Source organism: Lacinutrix jangbogonensis, from assembly GCF_000797445.1.
In the GTDB taxonomy this organism is placed as follows: domain Bacteria; phylum Bacteroidota; class Bacteroidia; order Flavobacteriales; family Flavobacteriaceae; genus Lacinutrix; species Lacinutrix jangbogonensis.
This window is the reverse complement of sequence record NZ_JSWF01000027.1, coordinates 1-18,404: the sequence shown is the minus strand read 5'-3', so window position 1 is coordinate 18,404 and position 18,404 is coordinate 1. Positions and strand designations below refer to the sequence as shown.

Here is an 18,404-nt window from a genome sequence, read left to right as displayed (position 1 = left end):
CATTTATTAAAATCATTCAATTATGTTTAAAGAAATATTCTTATTCGAAATTAAATACAGACTAAAACGACCAGCAACTTGGGCGTATTTTGGGATTCTAATGTTGTTTGGATTGATAGTAGCCATTGGAGGAAACGGTCCAGCATCAGAAAAAGTTTTTGTAAATTCTCCGGTCGCCATAGCTACCATGTTAACAACCATAAGCATTTTTGGTATTATGCTTTCTAGTGCCATAATGGGTGTTCCTGTTTATAGAGATATAGAACACAAAACAGAGAATTATTATTTCTCATATCCAATTAGTGAAAAAGGCTATTTATTAGGTCGGTTTTTTGGCTCTATGTCTGTCCTTTTTATGATCAGTTTGGGCTTGCATGTTGGATTAATAATTGGTTTTTTAATAGGTCCTTTTGCGGGCTATGAAGAACCAGAACGCTTTACGGCATTTAATCTCTGGCATTATATTCAACCTACATTAATGCTTTATTGGACTAACTTTTTCTTTGCGGGTTGTATTTTCTTTGCTTTGGTAAGTTTAACAAAAAAAGTAATGCTAGCTTATGCTGGTGGCGCAATTCTTTTTATTACATATTTAATTTCTTTAACCTTAACCCAGGATCTTGAAAACACAAATTTAGTAAGCCTGCTTGATCCATTTGGGTTAGGCACCTATCAAAACACCATTCAATACTGGACACCCGAAGAACAAAATAGTTTAACGGTTCCATTTTCTGGTATGTTAATTTGGAATCGTATTATTTGGGTTGGTTTAGGTGTAGTGGTATTTCTATTTACTTTATTTAGTTTTGACTTTCAGAAATTTTTAAATAAAAACTATACCTCAAAAAAGAAAAAAGACAATGTAGATGAAGACAATGTAACTTCTGCACTGACTAAAATTCCTAGTGTTTCAAAAATTTTCTCCAAAGGTCTGAATGTTAAATTATTGTTTGGTTTAGCATTTATGGAGTTTAAAAATATTACTAGAGATAAGTTTTTTAGAGCCATTTTAATTGCTGCTGTACTATTCCTCTTTTTTGATGGATGGTTTGGTGCGCCTATTTATGGAACACCCTCGTTACCGCTCACCTATTATATGTTAGAAATGAAAGATGCCACATATGTCATTCTTATTTTTATTCTTATTGTATTTATGACAGGTGAAGTATTGCACAGAGAACGCAATGTCAATTACAATCAAATATTTGGCTCTCTTCCATTACCTAATCGTTTAGTATATGGGTCTAAATTTTTGGCCTTAGTAATGATCAGTTTTGTTTTAGTAAACATGATTCTAGTTAGTGGTGTAATCAATCAAATTATTAAGGGTTATTTCAATTTTGAATTTGAAATGTACTTCACAGATTTGTATTTAATTGAATTCCCTAAGTACATCATTTTCGTTTTATTAGCCTTTTTCGTGCACTCTTTAGTGACCAAAAAGTTTATGGGACATGTAATAGCCATTGCTATTTGGGTATTCCTTTTTGGGTTAAATAGTTTAGCAGATGTAAATAACAACTTATATTTATATAGTTATTCACCAAGCTATACGCTGTCTGACATGAATGGATTTGGGCATTTTTCGGAGTCGTTGTTCTGGTTTAGAACCTATTGGTTGGCTTGTGGAGGCGTCTTATTAGTTATAGGTTATCTTTTTTGGAAGCGAGGAACAGATTCCGGTCGAAAAGCCCGTTGGCAAATAGCCAAAGAAAGAATAAATATTAGAACGATTTCAGCTTTCGCTATTTTGTTCGCCATTTTTATTGGTTCTGGCGCTTTTATTAATTACAACACAAAAACATTAAACAACTATACAACTTCAGAACAAGGAACAATTGGATCTGCAGATTATGAAAAACAACTGAGCAAATATGATAAAATCGCCCAGCCAAAAGTTATTGATGTTAAAATTAATGCCGATTTATTTCCTGAAAATAGGTCAGCAAAAATAAAGGTCACTTATAAAATGGTTAATAAATCGAATGTAGCAATTGATTCATTACATTTAAACTGGGGAGCAGAAGGCTTAATGAAAAAGCGAGTCAATACATTTACTATTGAAGGTAATGCTCCTAAATTAGGTAAACGTTATGATGATTTTGGTTATGAAATTTATGCTTTCGATAAACCTTTAATGCCTAATGACACCATTAGCATGACTTTGGAAGTCACTGGTTCTTATAAAGGATTTCCTAATGAAGGCTCAGGCTCTAAGATTGTTTACAATGGTACATTTTTAAATAACGACTTCTTTCCTTCTTTTGGTTATAATACTCAAGGTGAATTAACCAGTGACCAAAATAGAAAAAAACACGATTTACCCATTAAGGATTATACGTTACCTGAACAAACAGATGAATGGGGATTGAATAATTTATTATTTAACGATGATGCAGATTATATAACTTTTGAAGGCACTGTAAGTACAGCACCAGATCAAATTGCTATAATGCCTGGTTATTTAGAAAATGAATGGGAAGAAAATGGTAGAAAATATTACACTTACAAAATGGAAGGTGAGTTAGATTTTTTCTATAATATTTCATCAGCAGAATATAACGTTCATAGAGAAGTTTGGACAGGTAAAAAAGGAGAAAAAGTAAATATCGAGATATTTCATCATCCTACCCATACCTATAATATTGATCGTTTTGTAAAAGGCGTAAAACACTCTATGGATTATTATGCTGAAAATTATGGCCCATATCAATACAGTCAAATGAGAATACTTGAATTTCCAAGATATTCTAATTTTGCGCAATCCTTTCCAAATACGGTTCCGTTTGCTGAAAGTTTTGGTTGGGTAGGTGATTTTAGCGATCCAAATGATTTGGATTATGTATATACCGTTACGGCTCATGAGGTAGCACACCAGTGGTGGGGACATCAAGTTACTCCATCTGCTACACGAGGTTCCAATCAAATTTCAGAATCAATGGCTGAGTATTCTTCGCTGATGGTTATGAAAAAAGAATATGGTGTTGATGCGATGCAGAAATTTTTAAAAGAAGAATTAGATCGCTATTTAAGAAGTAGAGCTAACGAAAGTAAATTTGAAAAAACGTTACTTGATAATGATAACCAAGCCTACGTTTGGTATCAAAAAGGTGGGTTGATACTTTATGGACTTCAAGATTTAATAGGTGAAAATAATTTAAATGAAGCTTTTAAAGCCTATATGGAGGCTGCTCGGTTTAGAGCAAAAGCACCTTTTACAACAACTTTAGAATGGTATGATTATATGAAATCTGCAACTCCAGATTCTCTACAATATTATTTAGAAGATAGTTTTGAAAAGATTACACTTTACTCTAACAAAGTTACTGAAGCTACTTATAAAAAAGTCGCAGACAACACATATGAAGTAACCATTGAAGTTGAAAGCTCAAAAAAATATTTTGATGGTAATGGCAAATTATTAGTAACTGGAGATAAAGCCAACTTACTTGAAATCGCAGTATTCGATAATGATATTAAAAACGAACAAGGGATGACCATAAAGTCACCCTTGATTCTTGAGAAAATTTGGGTAAATCCCGGAAAATCAATATTTACATATATCACAGAGAAATTACCTATAAAAGCAGGTATAGATCCTTATAATAAAATGATAGACCGTATTCCTGATGACAATCTCATTACCCTAGAAGAAATTTCCAATTGAGGTTTTAGGTTTTGGTTTTTCCGAAATATTTATCGCTAAGGAGATCCCCAAATAAGCAGCTACAATAAAAAAAATGGATATTTAATTTGCAAAAAGGGTGTTAAGCCGAAAAACCCTAACAGAGTAGGCACTAACTATTAATTAAAAACACTTAAGATGAAAAAATCAAAATTCATTAAATCTTCGCTAATAGCAGTGTGCGTTATCACTCTTGTTAGCACATTTCTTATTTCTTCAACTACTGTAGAGCAATCCAATAGTAAAGCTCTTGATCAATTAGTCGCTGAGCTAGATGATATGAAACAAGAAATAACGAACCTAAAAAACAATGAAAAAGAAAAAACTGTATCAATTGAACCTTTTATAGGAGAGGTTTCTCTGTTTGGAGGTAATTTTGCGCCAAGAGGATGGGCTTTTTGTGATGGGCGACTATTAGCTATATCTTCTAACAGTGCTCTGTTTTCAATATTAGGCACTACTTATGGTGGTGATGGCAGAACCACTTTTGCTTTACCAGATTTAAGAGGGCGAAGCGCTATAGCTCCAGGAACTGGTCCAGGATTGTCAACTTTTAGACTTGGGCAAAGAAGTGGGCAGGAAAATATCACTTTAACTGTTAATAATCTGCCAAGTCACACCCATAGTATTTCTACTCAACTTCCTGGTTTTGAATTAGACCCAAAGACAACAAGTGGAGATGAATTTACTAAAGGTTCTAGTTCATTTATAACTGTTGGTAATCAATCAAATGCCCAAATAAGTAATTCTAAAGGTGAAGCTTCTAATACAGGTAATCAGCAATCATTCAACATTAGGAATCCTTATTTAGCTGTAAATTATATTATTGCACTTCAAGGAGTTTTTCCATCACGTAGTTAAATTTAGCCCTTATGAAAATTAGAAATATATTATTAGGTGCCCTTTTATGTTTTACAATTTCGACCATATCTGCACAAGATGGGTTTAACTTCGTAGATTTAATTAATTGGAGTAATGGTAACAAAGAACATGTTGAAGATGTACATTTTGAAGAAGCACTAGATGACGAAATTAATGATAATGCTTTCGATGGTAATGCTTATTATAAATTAACCGCTAAATGGCCTGGAGAACATAAATCACTAGATATTGTTAACGATGGCAAAAACAATAAACCAATTTTAACAAAATTTAATAGTTACTCTGGACAGCTTTGGAAGCTTACAAATGTAGATAACTCAAATAAATATACATTAACAACTGCCTGGCAAGGAATGTCTAAAAAATTAGATTGTATTGAAGGACCAAATCAAAACAGACCTGTACTAAATGAAAGTAACAATTTGAGTACTATCTGGACAATTGTTCCTATTGATAATGAATATTATCGAATAACAAATGGGATGTTTACAGATCAATCTTTAGACATAGTTAATGATAGTGAAGAAAATAAAATTCAAATTGCTGAAACTGGTGAATACCATGGTCAGTTTTGGAAAATTACTAAGGTGAAATTATAAAATAACCTATGCGCTAAAAGCGCAATTATTGCTTGTTATATAATTAGCAATAATAAACGCTATTAGTTTAGTAAAAAAAATGGACTTTGAATGAGAATTTAGAGTCCATTTCTTTTTATTAAAAACCTAACAAATAGAAGAAAAGAGAGCTTAACTTCTAAAACCTAAGGTGTAGAATTAGAAACTTGCAACAATTTACCATTATAAAATTTATTCCCATTTAAAGAAAAGTCTGCAATATATTGCGCCATTTCTAATGCTGTTGTTGGTGCTTGATAACCAGGAAAAGCTTCAGCTAGCATTTCGGTCTGTACCGCTCCTAAAGCCAATACATTAAAACTTGGTCCTGTCTCTTTATATTCTTCGGCCAATAACTCTGTTAAAGTCACTACAGCACCTTTACTAGAACTGTACGCAGATAAACCAGGAAACTTAACGCTACCTTGCACGCCACCCATCGAGCTTATAGTAATGACATGGCTTTCTTTTTTCATGAAAGGCAATACGCAACGTGTCATCTCTGCAACACCAAAAACGTTGGTTTTATAAACGTGCTCGAAATCTTCCATAGAAGTTTCTGCAAAAGGTTTATTTAATAGTGTTCCAGCATTATTAATAAGTATATCGACATGCTTCCACTCTTTAGCAACATAGTCTTCTACTTTTTTATAGTCTTCTTTTTTACTTAAATCGAAAGCAAAAGACTCGATATTATCGAAATGTAAATTACTAACTGGTTGTGCGTTTCTTGACAACGCTAACACATTATGTCCTTGATTGGCAAATAAATGTACCAACTCAAAACCAATACCTCTACTTGTTCCTGTAATAATTATATTCTTACTCATTCATTTTAATATCTTGAGTTGGAGCATTAGCCATTTGCTCTAAAACTGGTCCCAATTTATTTATTAATCGTGCCATAAAAGGATAATCTAACTTATCGACCTCATCGTCTACATGATGGTAGAAATCGAAGTTAGTTAAATCGCAAGACGATACTGTGTGACAAGGTGTTTTAAACGCTTGGTAAAACGCATAATTATCTGAACGTTTAAACAATCCGTATTTTTTAGCCACATCTGAAGCTCCAATAAGCTTTTCGCCTGCATAGTTATTCATTATTTCGGCAAGGTTAGAAAGTTCATAACCTGTAATAAATGCTTCGTAATCTCTGCCTACAAATGGCACACCAATCATTTCAATATTAATCATTGTATACAAATTAATATTATTTTCTTTTAGTCTTTCAGCTAAATGCTTTGAACCTAATAATCCTTTTTCTTCAGCAGTAAAGGTTGCAAAAATAATACTCCTTTTATTCGTTTTCTTTTCAGAGAAATATTTTGCTAAAGACAATACGCCACTTGTTCCTGCTGCATTATCGTTTGCTCCATTTGCAATGGTATCACCATTTACATCTTTAGCGCTACCAAGATGATCGTAATGTGCTCCTATAAGTATAAACTCGTCTTTAAGTTTTGGATCTGTACCTTCTAAATAACCAACGACATTGTAAGCGTCTAGTGCTCCAAATTTAAAATTATCGCGATAGGTTTCAAAATAAGGCTTTAAACCATACGTCTTAAACTTAGTTTCTATATAATTTGCAGCTTCGTTTATACCTTCGCTTCCTGTGTCTCTTCCATTCAAAGCATCTGAAGCCAAGAATGAAACGATTTCTTTTATCTCGTCTGCATTAACAAAGTCTATTGCTTTATCCTTTGGTTTGGTTTCAACTGTGGTTGTGGTGGTCGTAGTAGTCTTAGTTTGACTTGCTGCTTTCTTTGAAGAGTCACAACTTATAAATAAGGCTAATAAGCTAAGTACTGAAAGTGTTTTCATTTGTTTTTTTTTATTTGAGTTTAAAGGTAAAAAAAACCTGAATCAAATTGTTGAATCAGGCTTTTTAATATGTGTTGAAAAAAGGTAAAACCCTATTTCATTTTTTTATTAGCCTTTTTTGCTAAACGCTGTACTTTCTTATTTAGATCTTTCATTAATTTATCTACAGCACTTACGCACATTGGTTGTATTTTATTTGGTTTCATAACAGGTATTCCAGCGACCATAACAGCCTTCTTTTTAGAACCTGCAATCTCGTTAAACTGAAAAATACTATTATTATCTTTTGTAAACAAATCCATACTATATCTAGCTTGTACACTAACATAACCAAAACTTCCTATTCCTGTTTTTACAAATCCAAATGATAAATTAACAAATAGAAGAGCATCTACTCCTAAAGCTTCTGCTACACCTTTTAAATCTTTAATATTTTTTCTATATGAAGGAATTACATTATAACCTTCTATAGCTGTCGTTGTTTCTACATTTGTTAAAAACGTATTCCCTTCTTGGTAAGTTGGCACAAATGCCTTGTAGGTTTCATTAGATAACACTTCATTTTCATCAATAATTTCGAAATCGAAATTCTTAGCATATTCGCTAAAAAAAGCTTTATGCAGTTTTTTTAATGGCTCCGTTAAATTAAAATCAGGATCATCACTTAGTTCTGTATTTTTTGCTATTAAATCTGCTGATGCACTTAAGGCCGACAAATCAATCGTTTTGTCTGCATAAAAAGTAATTACTGCTACTTTCTTTTTTTGTGCATTACCTAGCATAAAAAATCCAAGAAATGCTATTAATATTATTCCTTTATAGTTTTTCATTTTTATTTAAATTTAATATTTATAATTTAATATAAGATTAGTTTTAAAGTTGAAAATAATTTACACCAACATGGTTACAGGGTTTTCAATAAACCCTTTTAATGTTTCCAAAAACTGCGCTCCAGTTGCACCATCAACGGTTCTGTGATCGCAAGCTAAAGTCAATTTCATAGTGTTTCCTGCAACTACTTGTCCGTTTTTAACTACTGGTTTTGCAACAATTGCTCCAACAGATAATATTGCTGAATTTGGTTGGTTAATAATAGAAGTAAAACTCTCGATACCAAACATTCCTAAGTTAGAAATAGTAAATGTACTGCCTTCCATTTCGTCTAAAGACAATTTCTTATTTCTTGCTTTGCCTGCATATTCTCTAACTGCTGCTCCTATTTGAGGCAAACTCTGTTCATTAGCAAATTTAACTACTGGCACTAATAGTCCATCCGGCACTGCTACTGCTACACCAATGTGTACGTGGTTATTTAATTTCATTCTATCGTCGAACCACTGCGAATTAACTTGTGGATGGACCCGTAATGCTAAAGCACATGCCTTAACAATCATATCGTTATAAGAGATTTTTACATCTGGAATCGAGTTATATTGTACTCTAAATGCCATTGCATTTTCCATATCAAACTCCACATTTAAATAATAATGTGGTGCAGTAAATTTCGACTTCGCTAAGTTTTTAGCAATGGCTTTACGCATGTTTGAGTTTGGAATCTCATCGAAATCTTCTTGTCCAGTTGCTACAAATTTCTCTGTAGAAACAGATGCCGTTGCAACAGGTGGCGTAAAGTTTTCTATATCACGTTTTACTATACGTCCGTTTTCTCCAGAACCTTGTACTTGATCAAGTTGAATCCCCTTCTCTTCTGCCATTTTCTTAGCTAAAGGAGACACGAATAATCTTCCGTTGGAAGATGAATTTGAAGTCGAAACCGAAACTTGTTGTTTAGGTACTTCTTTCTTTATTTCTGCTTTTGGCACTACTTGTTTTGCTACTTCTTGTTTTGGCGCTTCTTCATTTCTATCTAAAGAACCTGACATTTTAAAGCTTTTAGCTATGGATGAAACATCTGTTCCAGCTGGTCCAATAATAGCTAATAAAGCATCTACTTTTGCTGAATCTCCTTCTTCTAAGCCAATATATAATAATGTTCCAGATTGAAAAGATTCAAATTCCATTGTGGCTTTATCTGTTTCAATTTCGGCAAGAATATCACCTTCTTCTACAGTATCACCTATATTCTTTAACCATGTTGCCACAGTTCCTTCTTCCATAGTATCACTTAGTCGTGGCATAGTTACCACTATAACACCTTCTGGTAAAACTTCAGATTGATTAGATTCTTCGCTTACACTCTCAATGATAGCTTCCGTTTTGTTTTCAGTTGGAATAGGTTCTTGACCTTCGGAAGTATTTCCTTTTAATAAACCAGAAATATCTTCATCAGCATCACCAATAATAGCTAAAAGCGTATCTACTTTTGCAGTTTCGCCTTCTTGAATACCTATGTGAAGTAAAGTTCCTTCATTAAAGGATTCAAATTCCATAGTCGCTTTATCTGTTTCAATTTCAGCTAAAATATCGCCTTCTTCAATTTTATCACCCACTTTTTTAAGCCAGCTTGCTACAGTGCCCTCTTCCATTGTGTCGCTTAAACGCGGCATGTTTATTACTTCTGCCATAGCTTATTTTATTTTGTGCTCTATAAATGGATAATCTTCTTGCTCGTAAACAACATCGTACATTAAGCTTTTTTCTGGATATGGAGAGTCGTCTGCAAATTTCTCACATTCAGCTACTAAGGCTTTAACGCGTTTATCGATTGCTTTTAAATCGTCTTCAGTAGCATAGTTCTCTTTTAGAATAACATCTTTTACTTGCTTAATAGGATCAATTTTCTTGTATTCTTCTACTTCAGATTTTGTTCTATAGTGTTGTGCATCAGACATCGAATGCCCTCTGTAACGGTATGTTTTAACTTCTAAAAACGTTGGTCCTCCACCTGATCTTGCACGTGTAATAGCTTCATCGAAAGCTTCAGCAACTTTAATAGGATTCATACCATCTACTGGTCCAGAAGGCATTTCGTATCCACGACCTAATTTCCAAATATCGGTATGGTTTGCTGTACGCTCTACCGATGTTCCCATGGCGTAACCGTTGTTTTCACAAACGAATACTACAGGTAAATTCCAAAGCATTGCCATATTAAAAGTTTCATGTAACGAACCTTGCCTAGCAGCTCCATCTCCAAAACAGCAAATAGTTACGGCATCTATATCATTGTATTTATCTCCAAAAGCCATTCCTGCTCCCAGTGGAATTTGACCTCCTACAATACCATGCCCTCCATAAAAACGGTGTTCTTTAGAAAATATATGCATAGAACCGCCTAAACCTTGTGAGGTTCCCGTTGCTTTACCAAATAATTCTGCCATTACACGTTTTGGATCTACACCCATACCTATTGGCTGAACGTGATTACGATATGCAGTAATCATTTTATCTTTAGTTAAGTCCATTGCATGCAAAGCTCCCGCTAATACTGCTTCTTGACCATTATATAAATGAAGGAATCCTCTAACCTTTTGTTGTATATAAACTGCAGCAAGCTTGTCTTCAAACTTTCTCCAGAAATACATGTCTTCGTACCATTTAAGGTAAACCTCTTTAGTTATTTTCTGCATTTTTGGTGTTTCTTTTGGTAAATTAAAAACCATTATACTCAAAATATTTTGATTTACTTTAATACACAAAGTGTTTCAAAAAAATTGAGTAACAAAAGTAACACTTTGATTTGGTATTGCAAAAGTGAAAATTGACTAAAATAACAAGTAGACGTTCTTTTATTTCACGAAAACGTTATAGGTTAGAAGAATCGAAGCCAAATGGCAATAAGTTAGCTAGAGAATTAGACTTCATTACCGCACCTATTTCTCCCATAAAATAGATTTCTATAGGTTGACCTTGCTTTGTTTCGTATTCTGCAATAGACTGTCGACAAGCACCACAAGGAGGAATTGGGGTATTTGTTTTTTGATTTTGAGAAGCAGCAGTAATAGCCATTTTTACAACTTTTGCTTTTGGGTATTTAGCACCTGCATAAAAAATAGCTGTACGTTCTGCACATAACCCTGAAGGATAAGAGGCGTTTTCTTGATTACTACCCGAAATTATTTCGCCATTATCGAGTAATAAAGCTGTACCAACATGAAACTTAGAATAGGGCGCATAAGCGTTATCTCTAGCTTCTATTGCATTTTGCATTAAACCTTGGATGTCTTTTGGAGTGTCTTCTAAACTATCGAAAACATAAAGTTTCGATTCTATTTTGACTTCTTTCATATGTTATAATTAAAAAGCTAAAAACTAATTTAGACAAAAAAACTATTGCTTTAGGCAATAGTTTTTTATTTTTTGAAATATTATTTGCTTTAGTACTCTGTATATTCGCCTTCACCAAGGTTAAACGTTAAAGAAAAACGCAATGTACTTTCTAATGGACTTTGCACTTTTGATGCTGAGAATAAATATGATAAATCTATATTAATAACATTGTATTTAAAACCGGCTCCTAAAGCAAAAAACTTACGTGCTCCTTTAGTTTCATGCTCATTAAAATAACCTGCTCTAAAAGCAAAAGAGTCTTGGTATAAATACTCTAATCCTACTGCATAAGTAAACTCTTGCAATTCTTCTTTTCCTCCTCCTGGTGCATCACCAAAAGATTGAAAAATACCTGAAACGAAATCTACATTATTATCCTGACCGCTTATAATAACGTCTTTCTCACCAATAAAAGTGTCATCTGCTGCATTATACATACCATCACCATTATCATCTACATATTCTATTTCTCTACCTCTAACTGGAGGTGTTGGCACTAATAATTTAGCAAACTCAACGGTTGCTCCTAATTTATTGTATTGATCGAAAATAAAGTCGAAACCACCACCTAAACGCAATGTTGTAGGCTGAAAATTTTCTTGACCACCTTCATCATATTTAAACTTTGGTCCTAAATTTTGAAGTGCAAAACCACCTCTCCAACGGCCATTAAAATCGTTATAAGCTTCCTCTTCACTTTGATAGTATCCAGAAATGTCTACTCCAAAAGTACTACCTGCCGTGACATCATTATCCCCAAAATTTAATTTTAAATCTGAACGCAAATAACGCATTCCAACCGCCATACCAAATTGGTCGCTTAATCGCAATGCATAAGATAAGTCTATTGCCAATTCGTTTGGAGACTGTAAAAGTGGTGTTGAATTTTCATCCTCAACAAATTCAATGTCTCCCAGAGAAAAATATCTAAAACTTGCAGCAAAAGCACTTTGCTCATTTATTCTATTAAAGTAAGTAACGCTTCCTAGAAATATATCATTAACCAACTTACTTAAATATGGCGTATAACTTACAGCTATACCAGATTTATCTGTTGAAAACACATATTTTGATGCATTCCATTGTTGTGAAAAAGCATCTGGAGAAGTCGCAACTCCCATATCACCCATTGCTGCAGCTCTTGCATCTGAAGCAATTAAAAGGAAAGGCACACCTGTTGTTATTACTCTTGAATCTTGATAAGGTTCAACTTGAAATGAATTTTGAGCGTTACTTTTAAAAGCAAAAACTAATACAATTATTATTAAAATATTCTTTTTCATAAATTAATTTATTTGGCAAATATAATTCTTTATTACAGGATAACAAGTTTCTCGATTTTTTCTACAGTTTTATTTGTAGCATTAGAATGCACTTTTAATTTGTAAACATAAGTACCTTTTCCAATTTTGTCTCCAAAATCGTCTCTTCCATCCCATATAATATCGCGAGATGTTGAGCTTGTGGATTTAGAACCAACTCCAGTAGTTTGTCCATTTAGCGTACGCACTATTTTTCCGGAAATTGTAAAAATCTGTACTGAAACATCTAAGATTTCAGAACTGTTATGGCTAAACCAAAACTCGGTATAGTTTACAAATGGATTTGGATAGTTAAGTACATTTTCTATTATTAAATGTTCTTCCTCATCGAAAACCCTAAACTGTAACTCTGCAGTTGATGAATTATTGTAAACATCCCAAGCTTTTAATGTTAATGTGTGTAATCCTGGTTCTAATTCTCTAAACGGAAAACTTAAACTCCCTTTTGTATAGTTATCTAACTCGGTTACATAATAGTTATTAAGCACATATGGATTTACTTCATCTCCATCTAATAAAGCGACAATATCATGACCAATACCACTGGCTGTATTTATTCCGTTTTCGTCCTGTAATTTCACTAACAATGATGGAGATTCATTTGTTATTCCACCAGAAGCAAAATTTTCATCATTCATAAATAAATTTATGTTTGGCCCTTGATTATCTTCAGCGGCATCTTCGTTAATACCTCCAATTTGAAGTGTATTGATACTTCCTCCAGATTGATCGCTAAGTGGAATTTCAGTGGATGCATAAAAACTTACTTTTCCAAAACCAATTGGAATACCAATATCTCTAGGCACAATAAAATCGAATTCAAATTCACCATTTGTTACAGTAGACTGGCCTCGAAATATTACCTCTCCTAAAGTTTCGTATTGCAACTTAATAAGTTGTCCTGCATCAATAGTATTATCGTTTGCTAAGGTTTCTCTTTGTATTGGTTTATCGTATATAGTTGTAACTACTTTCCCATTATAACTAGTTAAGAGGTTACCTAATTCATCTGTAACTTCGCCAGAAAGTTTTGCATAACTTAAAGCCTCTAAAACTTCAGTATTACTAGCCACTGGTATATCGTTTATTTTGGTTAATCTCACGTTAGGTTTTGGAAAGGCTAATTTTAATGCTGGATCTCCAATATAAAACACTAGATATTTTTGACTAATTCCGGCAATACTGTTATCATTTTTCGTTAAACGAAGTGCTTCTGCCATTGTTGGATATTCATTATCTCCAAAATCATCAGTATCATTATAAGAAAATAAATATTCCTCTAAAATTTTATTAAATGTTACGCCCACAGTCACAAAAATTTGTCGAGTGGTCGTTATTAGTGAAATTGCTCCTCCACTTTTATTCCAATAAATTAACTCTCCTGCTGTAAGACGAAGTGGATTATCGAATCGTGTATACTCACAAGTTACCGTTACAAAACAGTTTAATTTACAATCGTTTCTAAGGTTTTGGGCATCTGGTTTTTGAAAAAACCTCTCAGTTGCTAATCCGTCTTCTCCTCCATGTCCAAAATAATTTACGACTAACGCTCCGTTTTCAATTGCATTTGCCATAGCCGTAGTTACTTCTGGATAACGATCTCCACCGGCAGAAGCTTCTTGTTGGTATGAGTCCGAATGAATTTTTACTGCATTTAAAAAAGGTTTCTCTGTAGTAATTTCATCTGCAATTTCGTCTGTAGTTTCTTGTAATATTTTTTCCCAAGAATGATCTACATCATCTGATATTGCAATAATATTATTTCTCCAGCTACCAAATGCTTCTTTAGAATAATAAACAGCAACCTTATCTACCATTTGTTTGGCGCGCTCTGGAGAATCTGCCAATATTCTACCTACTGCAACATCCAACAAATCTGAAGCAACCATGGTTCCCTCACCAGAATCCATCAAACCATAAAAATCATCAGAAATAAATGAATTAGTTAAATTATAACTATCGTAAGCATGCCAAGAAGGGACATTATAAGTATTTGAAGATGTTCTTCCTTTATAATCGAATGAACTATCTCCAAAAAGGCATAAATATTTCAACCTGTTTTCTGGAGCACTTGCGTTGTCGTAAACATACTTAACTAAATTTCTAATCGCAGCAATATCACTATTCCCGGTATTAAACTCATTATAAACGGACTCTATAGTCACTACTTTTACGTTTAAATCATTTTGAGTTCTATTAATTTGTGCTAATCGCTGTGCTTGACTTAAATGTGTTTTAGGCGTTACAATAATATAATCAACATCTTCAAAACTACCTTGACTATCATTAAAAATAGTTCCTTTAATATTTTGATTTGCAACAGAAGAATTTCCTAGTAAAATGGGATCATATAAATCTGAGATTGTTACTGCTACATATTTTTTTAAACTTCCCAAATTCGCTTTAAAATTTAAAGTTGCTTCAGTATTTAACTTATTCGTAATATTATTAATATCCGTTATATCCCAAACTTCTGAAACTCCTGTAGCATTAGTTAATGTGTACATACCAACACCAGTGTTTTGAGCTGTTTCATTGTTGTAAAACTCAAATTGATTACCACTAAAATTGAGTTCCCTTGTTGCCTCGAATGAGATATAATCTATATAACCTACTGCACTTGGCACGCCTAGTTTATCAAAATCAACGCGTACAGAGATATTATCTGAAGCAATAGAAATATCATTTTCATAAATAGCTCCAACTCCAAAGTTATCGTTTGCCGCTCCAGGTGTTGTAAGAGTTGCTATATCACTACCATTAATTCCTAAAGTCCAACTGGTAGTATTTACTGATGTAGATGCCCCACTAAAAATAAACTTAACGGGCACAGCTGTAACCAAATTTGGGAAATTAAAATCGAAGGTTTTTGTTGTTTCTATATCGAGTTTATCTCCAAACCATCTTCTTCCAACAAAAGCAATGTTATATTCATCTACTTCATGAAATTGGTAATCTTGAAACGTAGAAATGGTAGTTGTAGCATTACCAGAAGGTTCCACCATATTTTGAATTCTTTGACCATTACCAAAACCAATATTTATATAATAGTTCGCAACGTCCTCATATGGGTTAAGATTAGTATTAATTAAAGGGTCGTCTACAATCCCTTTAGGTCCAACACCATAAAACATTACATAATCACCGTCATTAAATACACCATCTTCTTCCCCAACAACTTTAATAGCATTCTCTATTGGATCTATAGGATAACTATCATCATTTAAATAAGGTATCATTTGGCCTCCATTTCCAAAAACCTTGATCGTCCTTGGGTCTAAACTATTAGTATTAATTCCTAAATCATTAAGGAAACTTTTAGACAATTTAAATACTCCAGATCTATTTATTCCAAATTTAAACCAGCTTCCTGAACTCAATACAGAATTTGAAATTGGCCGCTTATAACTTTTGTTTGAAGAAACATTAGAGTTTTTGTAATTAACAGTAAAGGAGAGTAGTTTATTATACGTATTACTTCCTGTTTTAATGATAGCCGAAACTGTTAGATATGCCTTTTTATCTTCACGTGCTTGAGTGTTTTTTAAACTATATTTAATTGAAGAGGGAATTGTTTTTAAATCAAGATCTTTTAATTCGGCTTTTGAAATAGCAGCATACTTTACATTTGTTAAAGTAATACTACCTTCATTAATATAGCTATTAGCTTTCCATTGAGCTACAAAATTAAGACCATTACTAAAATTAAAACTATAATGTTCTTTAGGGAAGAAATCAGGCACTGTCAAGCTATAACCTTCTGTATTTAAGGTTTTAGGAGTGTTCCAAGTGAGACTAAATTTCTTTTGTTGAGCGTGTACTAAAGTACATAGCAGTACTGTAATACTAAATAATATCTTTTTCATTGTTTTAAATAACGTAATTAATTTAATGTTATTATTACATTTTTAACATTTTCATAAAAACGTTTCAAAATTACAATAATAAATTAGAAAAACGCACGTTATAATGACTCAAAACATCTTTAAAAGAAAGATATAAAGACATCGATGTATTGTAAATAAAGTGGGTTGAAGCGCGATTTTTTTTTTAAGTTAATTTTACAAAATAGCTTGTAGAGTTATGTAGAATTATTATATTGCGTCTCCATAAAAAACATAACATAACTTAGCTTACATAAACGTATTAGTATGAAAAAAGTAATTGTATCAAGGATTTTAATGTTATTAGCGGCTTCACTCACCTTGGTTGGATGTGCTAGATCTGGAGGATCAAATGTAGATAGTGCAACTGGCTGGGAAATTAATGCTAAAGAAGGCGGATTTCAATACAACACAAAATTTAAAGAACAAGAAACACCTCCAGGAACTGTTTTTGTCGAAGGCGGTACGTTTACAAAAGGACGCGTTCAAGATGATGTTATGCATGATTGGAACAATGCACCAAACCAACAACACGTTCAATCGTTTTATATGGATGAAACTGAAGTAACTAATCAAAATTACTTGATGTATTTAGATTGGATTAAGCAGGTTTATCCACCAGAAGATGAAAACTTCAGAAAAATATATGAAGGCGTTGTGCCAGATACTCTAGTTTGGAGAAACCGTTTAGGTTTTAACGAAGTAATGACAAATAATTATTTACGCCATCCAGGTTATGGACAATATCCTGTTGTTGGTGTAAGTTGGATTCAAGCTGTCGAGTATGCTACTTGGAGGTCGGATCGTGTTCAAGAAAAAGCGCTACAAGAAGAAGGATACTTAAAACAAGATAGCCAATTCGAATCGACTGCAGATGCTAATTTTAGTACAGACACTTATATCAATGCTCCAACACAAACTTTTGGAGGGAATGAAGAAATTTTAAGAGGTGGAAAATTAAAGCCACAAACAGATGCTAATGGCGAAGAAATTAATGTTTATGCTTCAAGGCAAACTGGTATTATTTCTCCTAAATACAGACTACCAACAGAAACAGAATGGGAATATGCCGCTTTAGGTTTATCTGAAATTAGAAGTTATAATGCTTATAGAGGTCGTAAAAAATATCCTTGGGAAGGACAGTACACACGTTCTGGAAAACGCAAAATAAAGGGAGATCAGTTAGCAAACTTTAAACAAGGAAAAGGTGATTATGGTGGAATTGCAGGATGGTCTGATGATGGTGCTGATATTACAGCTTCTGTAAAAAAATATGCTCCTAACGATTACGGTTTATACGATATGGCTGGAAATGTAGCCGAATGGGTTGCCGATGTTTACAGACCAATAGTAGATGATGAGTTTAACGATTTTAACTACTATAGAGGAAACGTTTATACCAAAAATGCTATTATGGAAGATGGCACTGTTAAAGTTGTAACCACAGATGACATCGTTTATGATACTTTACCAAACGGAAAAGTTATCGCAAGAGATTTACCTGGTGAAATTGCTCAAACACCTATTGATGAGGACGAAACTTATTTAAGAACAAATTTTGACAGAAGTGACAACCGTAACTTTAGAGATGGAGACAGACGCTCTTCACGTAATTTTTCTGACTTTGAAGAAGGTGAAGAAGAAAATTCTACAACTAGCAAAATGTATAATTCTCCTAAACACTCAACAGAGATTGATTCTGCTGGAAACTTAATTAGAGAATGGGATAAAAGTGAAAAAAGAACATCTTTAGTAAACGACGAAGCTCGCGTATTTAAAGGTGGATCTTGGAGAGATAGAGAGTACTGGTTAGATCCAGCTCAAAGACGTTACTTCCCACAGAATATGGCTACATCCTATATTGGGTTTAGATGTGCAATGTCTAGAGTAGGTTCAAAATCTAAATCTAACAACAAAACTAAAAACTAAAACTAATACTAGTTTAAATATAAAAAAA

The 18,404-nt window shown here is 33.2% G+C and carries 12 protein-coding genes; 4 read left to right on the top strand and 8 right to left on the bottom strand.

All coding sequences use genetic code 11. The features are described 5' to 3' along the window. Positions 1-22 precede the first annotated feature (22 nt). From RH82_RS08510 to RH82_RS08500, 3 genes are all read left to right on the top strand, one after another. Positions 23-3,667, top strand: a complete 3,645-nt coding sequence (locus RH82_RS08510; RefSeq protein WP_034059867.1) for a M1 family aminopeptidase — start codon at positions 23-25, stop codon at positions 3,665-3,667. Positions 3,668-4,018: 351 nt separating this feature from the next. After that, the gene (locus RH82_RS08505; RefSeq protein WP_034060012.1) at positions 4,019-4,546 is read left to right on the top strand and encodes a phage tail protein; all 528 of its coding nucleotides are present in this window, start codon (positions 4,019-4,021) and stop codon (positions 4,544-4,546) included. An 11-nt stretch (positions 4,547-4,557) separates the two neighbouring features. Beyond that, positions 4,558-5,166 (top strand): RICIN domain-containing protein, encoded by a 609-nt coding sequence (locus RH82_RS08500; protein ID WP_034059865.1) that lies wholly within the window; start codon positions 4,558-4,560, stop codon positions 5,164-5,166. A 164-nt stretch (positions 5,167-5,330) separates the two neighbouring features. Here RH82_RS08500 and RH82_RS08495 read toward each other — a convergent pair whose 3' ends face one another. The 8 genes from RH82_RS08495 to porU form a co-directional block, all read right to left on the bottom strand. Further along, positions 5,331-6,014, bottom strand: coding sequence for an SDR family NAD(P)-dependent oxidoreductase (locus RH82_RS08495; RefSeq protein WP_034059864.1), 684 nt, complete (start codon positions 6,012-6,014; stop codon positions 5,331-5,333). Beyond that, on the bottom strand, positions 6,007-7,011 hold the full coding sequence (locus RH82_RS08490) for a M28 family metallopeptidase (protein ID WP_034059863.1): 1,005 nt from the start codon (positions 7,009-7,011) through the stop codon (positions 6,007-6,009). Before RH82_RS08490 ends, RH82_RS08495 begins: the two co-directional genes overlap by 8 nt. Positions 7,012-7,103: 92 nt before the next feature. After that, positions 7,104-7,841 (bottom strand): hypothetical protein, encoded by a 738-nt coding sequence (locus tag RH82_RS08485; RefSeq protein WP_034059862.1) that lies wholly within the window; start codon positions 7,839-7,841, stop codon positions 7,104-7,106. A 60-nt stretch (positions 7,842-7,901) separates the two neighbouring features. Further along, positions 7,902-9,536, bottom strand: a complete 1,635-nt coding sequence (locus RH82_RS08480) for a pyruvate dehydrogenase complex dihydrolipoamide acetyltransferase (protein ID WP_034059859.1) — start codon at positions 9,534-9,536, stop codon at positions 7,902-7,904. Positions 9,537-9,539: 3 nt separating this feature from the next. Then, the gene (gene pdhA, locus RH82_RS08475; protein WP_034060010.1) at positions 9,540-10,541 is read right to left on the bottom strand and encodes a pyruvate dehydrogenase (acetyl-transferring) E1 component subunit alpha; all 1,002 of its coding nucleotides are present in this window, start codon (positions 10,539-10,541) and stop codon (positions 9,540-9,542) included. 175 nt (positions 10,542-10,716) lie between these two features. Further along, entirely contained in the window at positions 10,717-11,199 is a 483-nt protein-coding gene (cdd, locus tag RH82_RS08470; protein WP_034059857.1) for a cytidine deaminase, read from the bottom strand. Positions 11,200-11,288: 89 nt separating this feature from the next. Next, complete coding sequence (gene porV / locus RH82_RS08465) at positions 11,289-12,524, bottom strand: type IX secretion system outer membrane channel protein PorV (RefSeq protein ID WP_034059855.1); 1,236 nt, start codon at positions 12,522-12,524, stop codon at positions 11,289-11,291. A gap of 32 nt (positions 12,525-12,556) precedes the next feature. Continuing rightward, positions 12,557-16,429, bottom strand: a complete 3,873-nt coding sequence (gene porU, locus RH82_RS08460) for a type IX secretion system sortase PorU (RefSeq protein WP_034059853.1) — start codon at positions 16,427-16,429, stop codon at positions 12,557-12,559. A gap of 279 nt (positions 16,430-16,708) precedes the next feature. Here porU and gldJ point away from each other — a divergent pair, with 279 nt between their 5' ends. Next, complete coding sequence (gldJ, locus tag RH82_RS08455; RefSeq protein WP_241148029.1) at positions 16,709-18,376, top strand: gliding motility lipoprotein GldJ; 1,668 nt, start codon at positions 16,709-16,711, stop codon at positions 18,374-18,376. The last annotated feature ends 28 nt before the right edge of the window (positions 18,377-18,404 follow it).

What these genes read in the sequence shown, in the direction of transcription:
- RH82_RS08485 (WP_034059862.1), bottom strand. Translation starts at nt 7,841, where the DNA reads ATGAAAAACTATAAAGGAATAATATTAATAGCATTTCTTGGATTTTTT.
- RH82_RS08495 (WP_034059864.1), bottom strand. Translation starts at nt 6,014, where the DNA reads ATGAGTAAGAATATAATTATTACAGGAACAAGTAGAGGTATTGGTTTT.
- pdhA (WP_034060010.1), bottom strand. Translation starts at nt 10,541, where the DNA reads ATGCAGAAAATAACTAAAGAGGTTTACCTTAAATGGTACGAAGACATG.
- RH82_RS08500 (WP_034059865.1), top strand. Translation starts at nt 4,558, where the DNA reads ATGAAAATTAGAAATATATTATTAGGTGCCCTTTTATGTTTTACAATT.
- RH82_RS08510 (WP_034059867.1), top strand. Translation starts at nt 23, where the DNA reads ATGTTTAAAGAAATATTCTTATTCGAAATTAAATACAGACTAAAACGA.
- RH82_RS08480 (WP_034059859.1), bottom strand. Translation starts at nt 9,536, where the DNA reads ATGGCAGAAGTAATAAACATGCCGCGTTTAAGCGACACAATGGAAGAG.
- RH82_RS08490 (WP_034059863.1), bottom strand. Translation starts at nt 7,011, where the DNA reads ATGAAAACACTTTCAGTACTTAGCTTATTAGCCTTATTTATAAGTTGT.
- cdd (WP_034059857.1), bottom strand. Translation starts at nt 11,199, where the DNA reads ATGAAAGAAGTCAAAATAGAATCGAAACTTTATGTTTTCGATAGTTTA.
- porV (WP_034059855.1), bottom strand. Translation starts at nt 12,524, where the DNA reads ATGAAAAAGAATATTTTAATAATAATTGTATTAGTTTTTGCTTTTAAA.
- porU (WP_034059853.1), bottom strand. Translation starts at nt 16,429, where the DNA reads ATGAAAAAGATATTATTTAGTATTACAGTACTGCTATGTACTTTAGTA.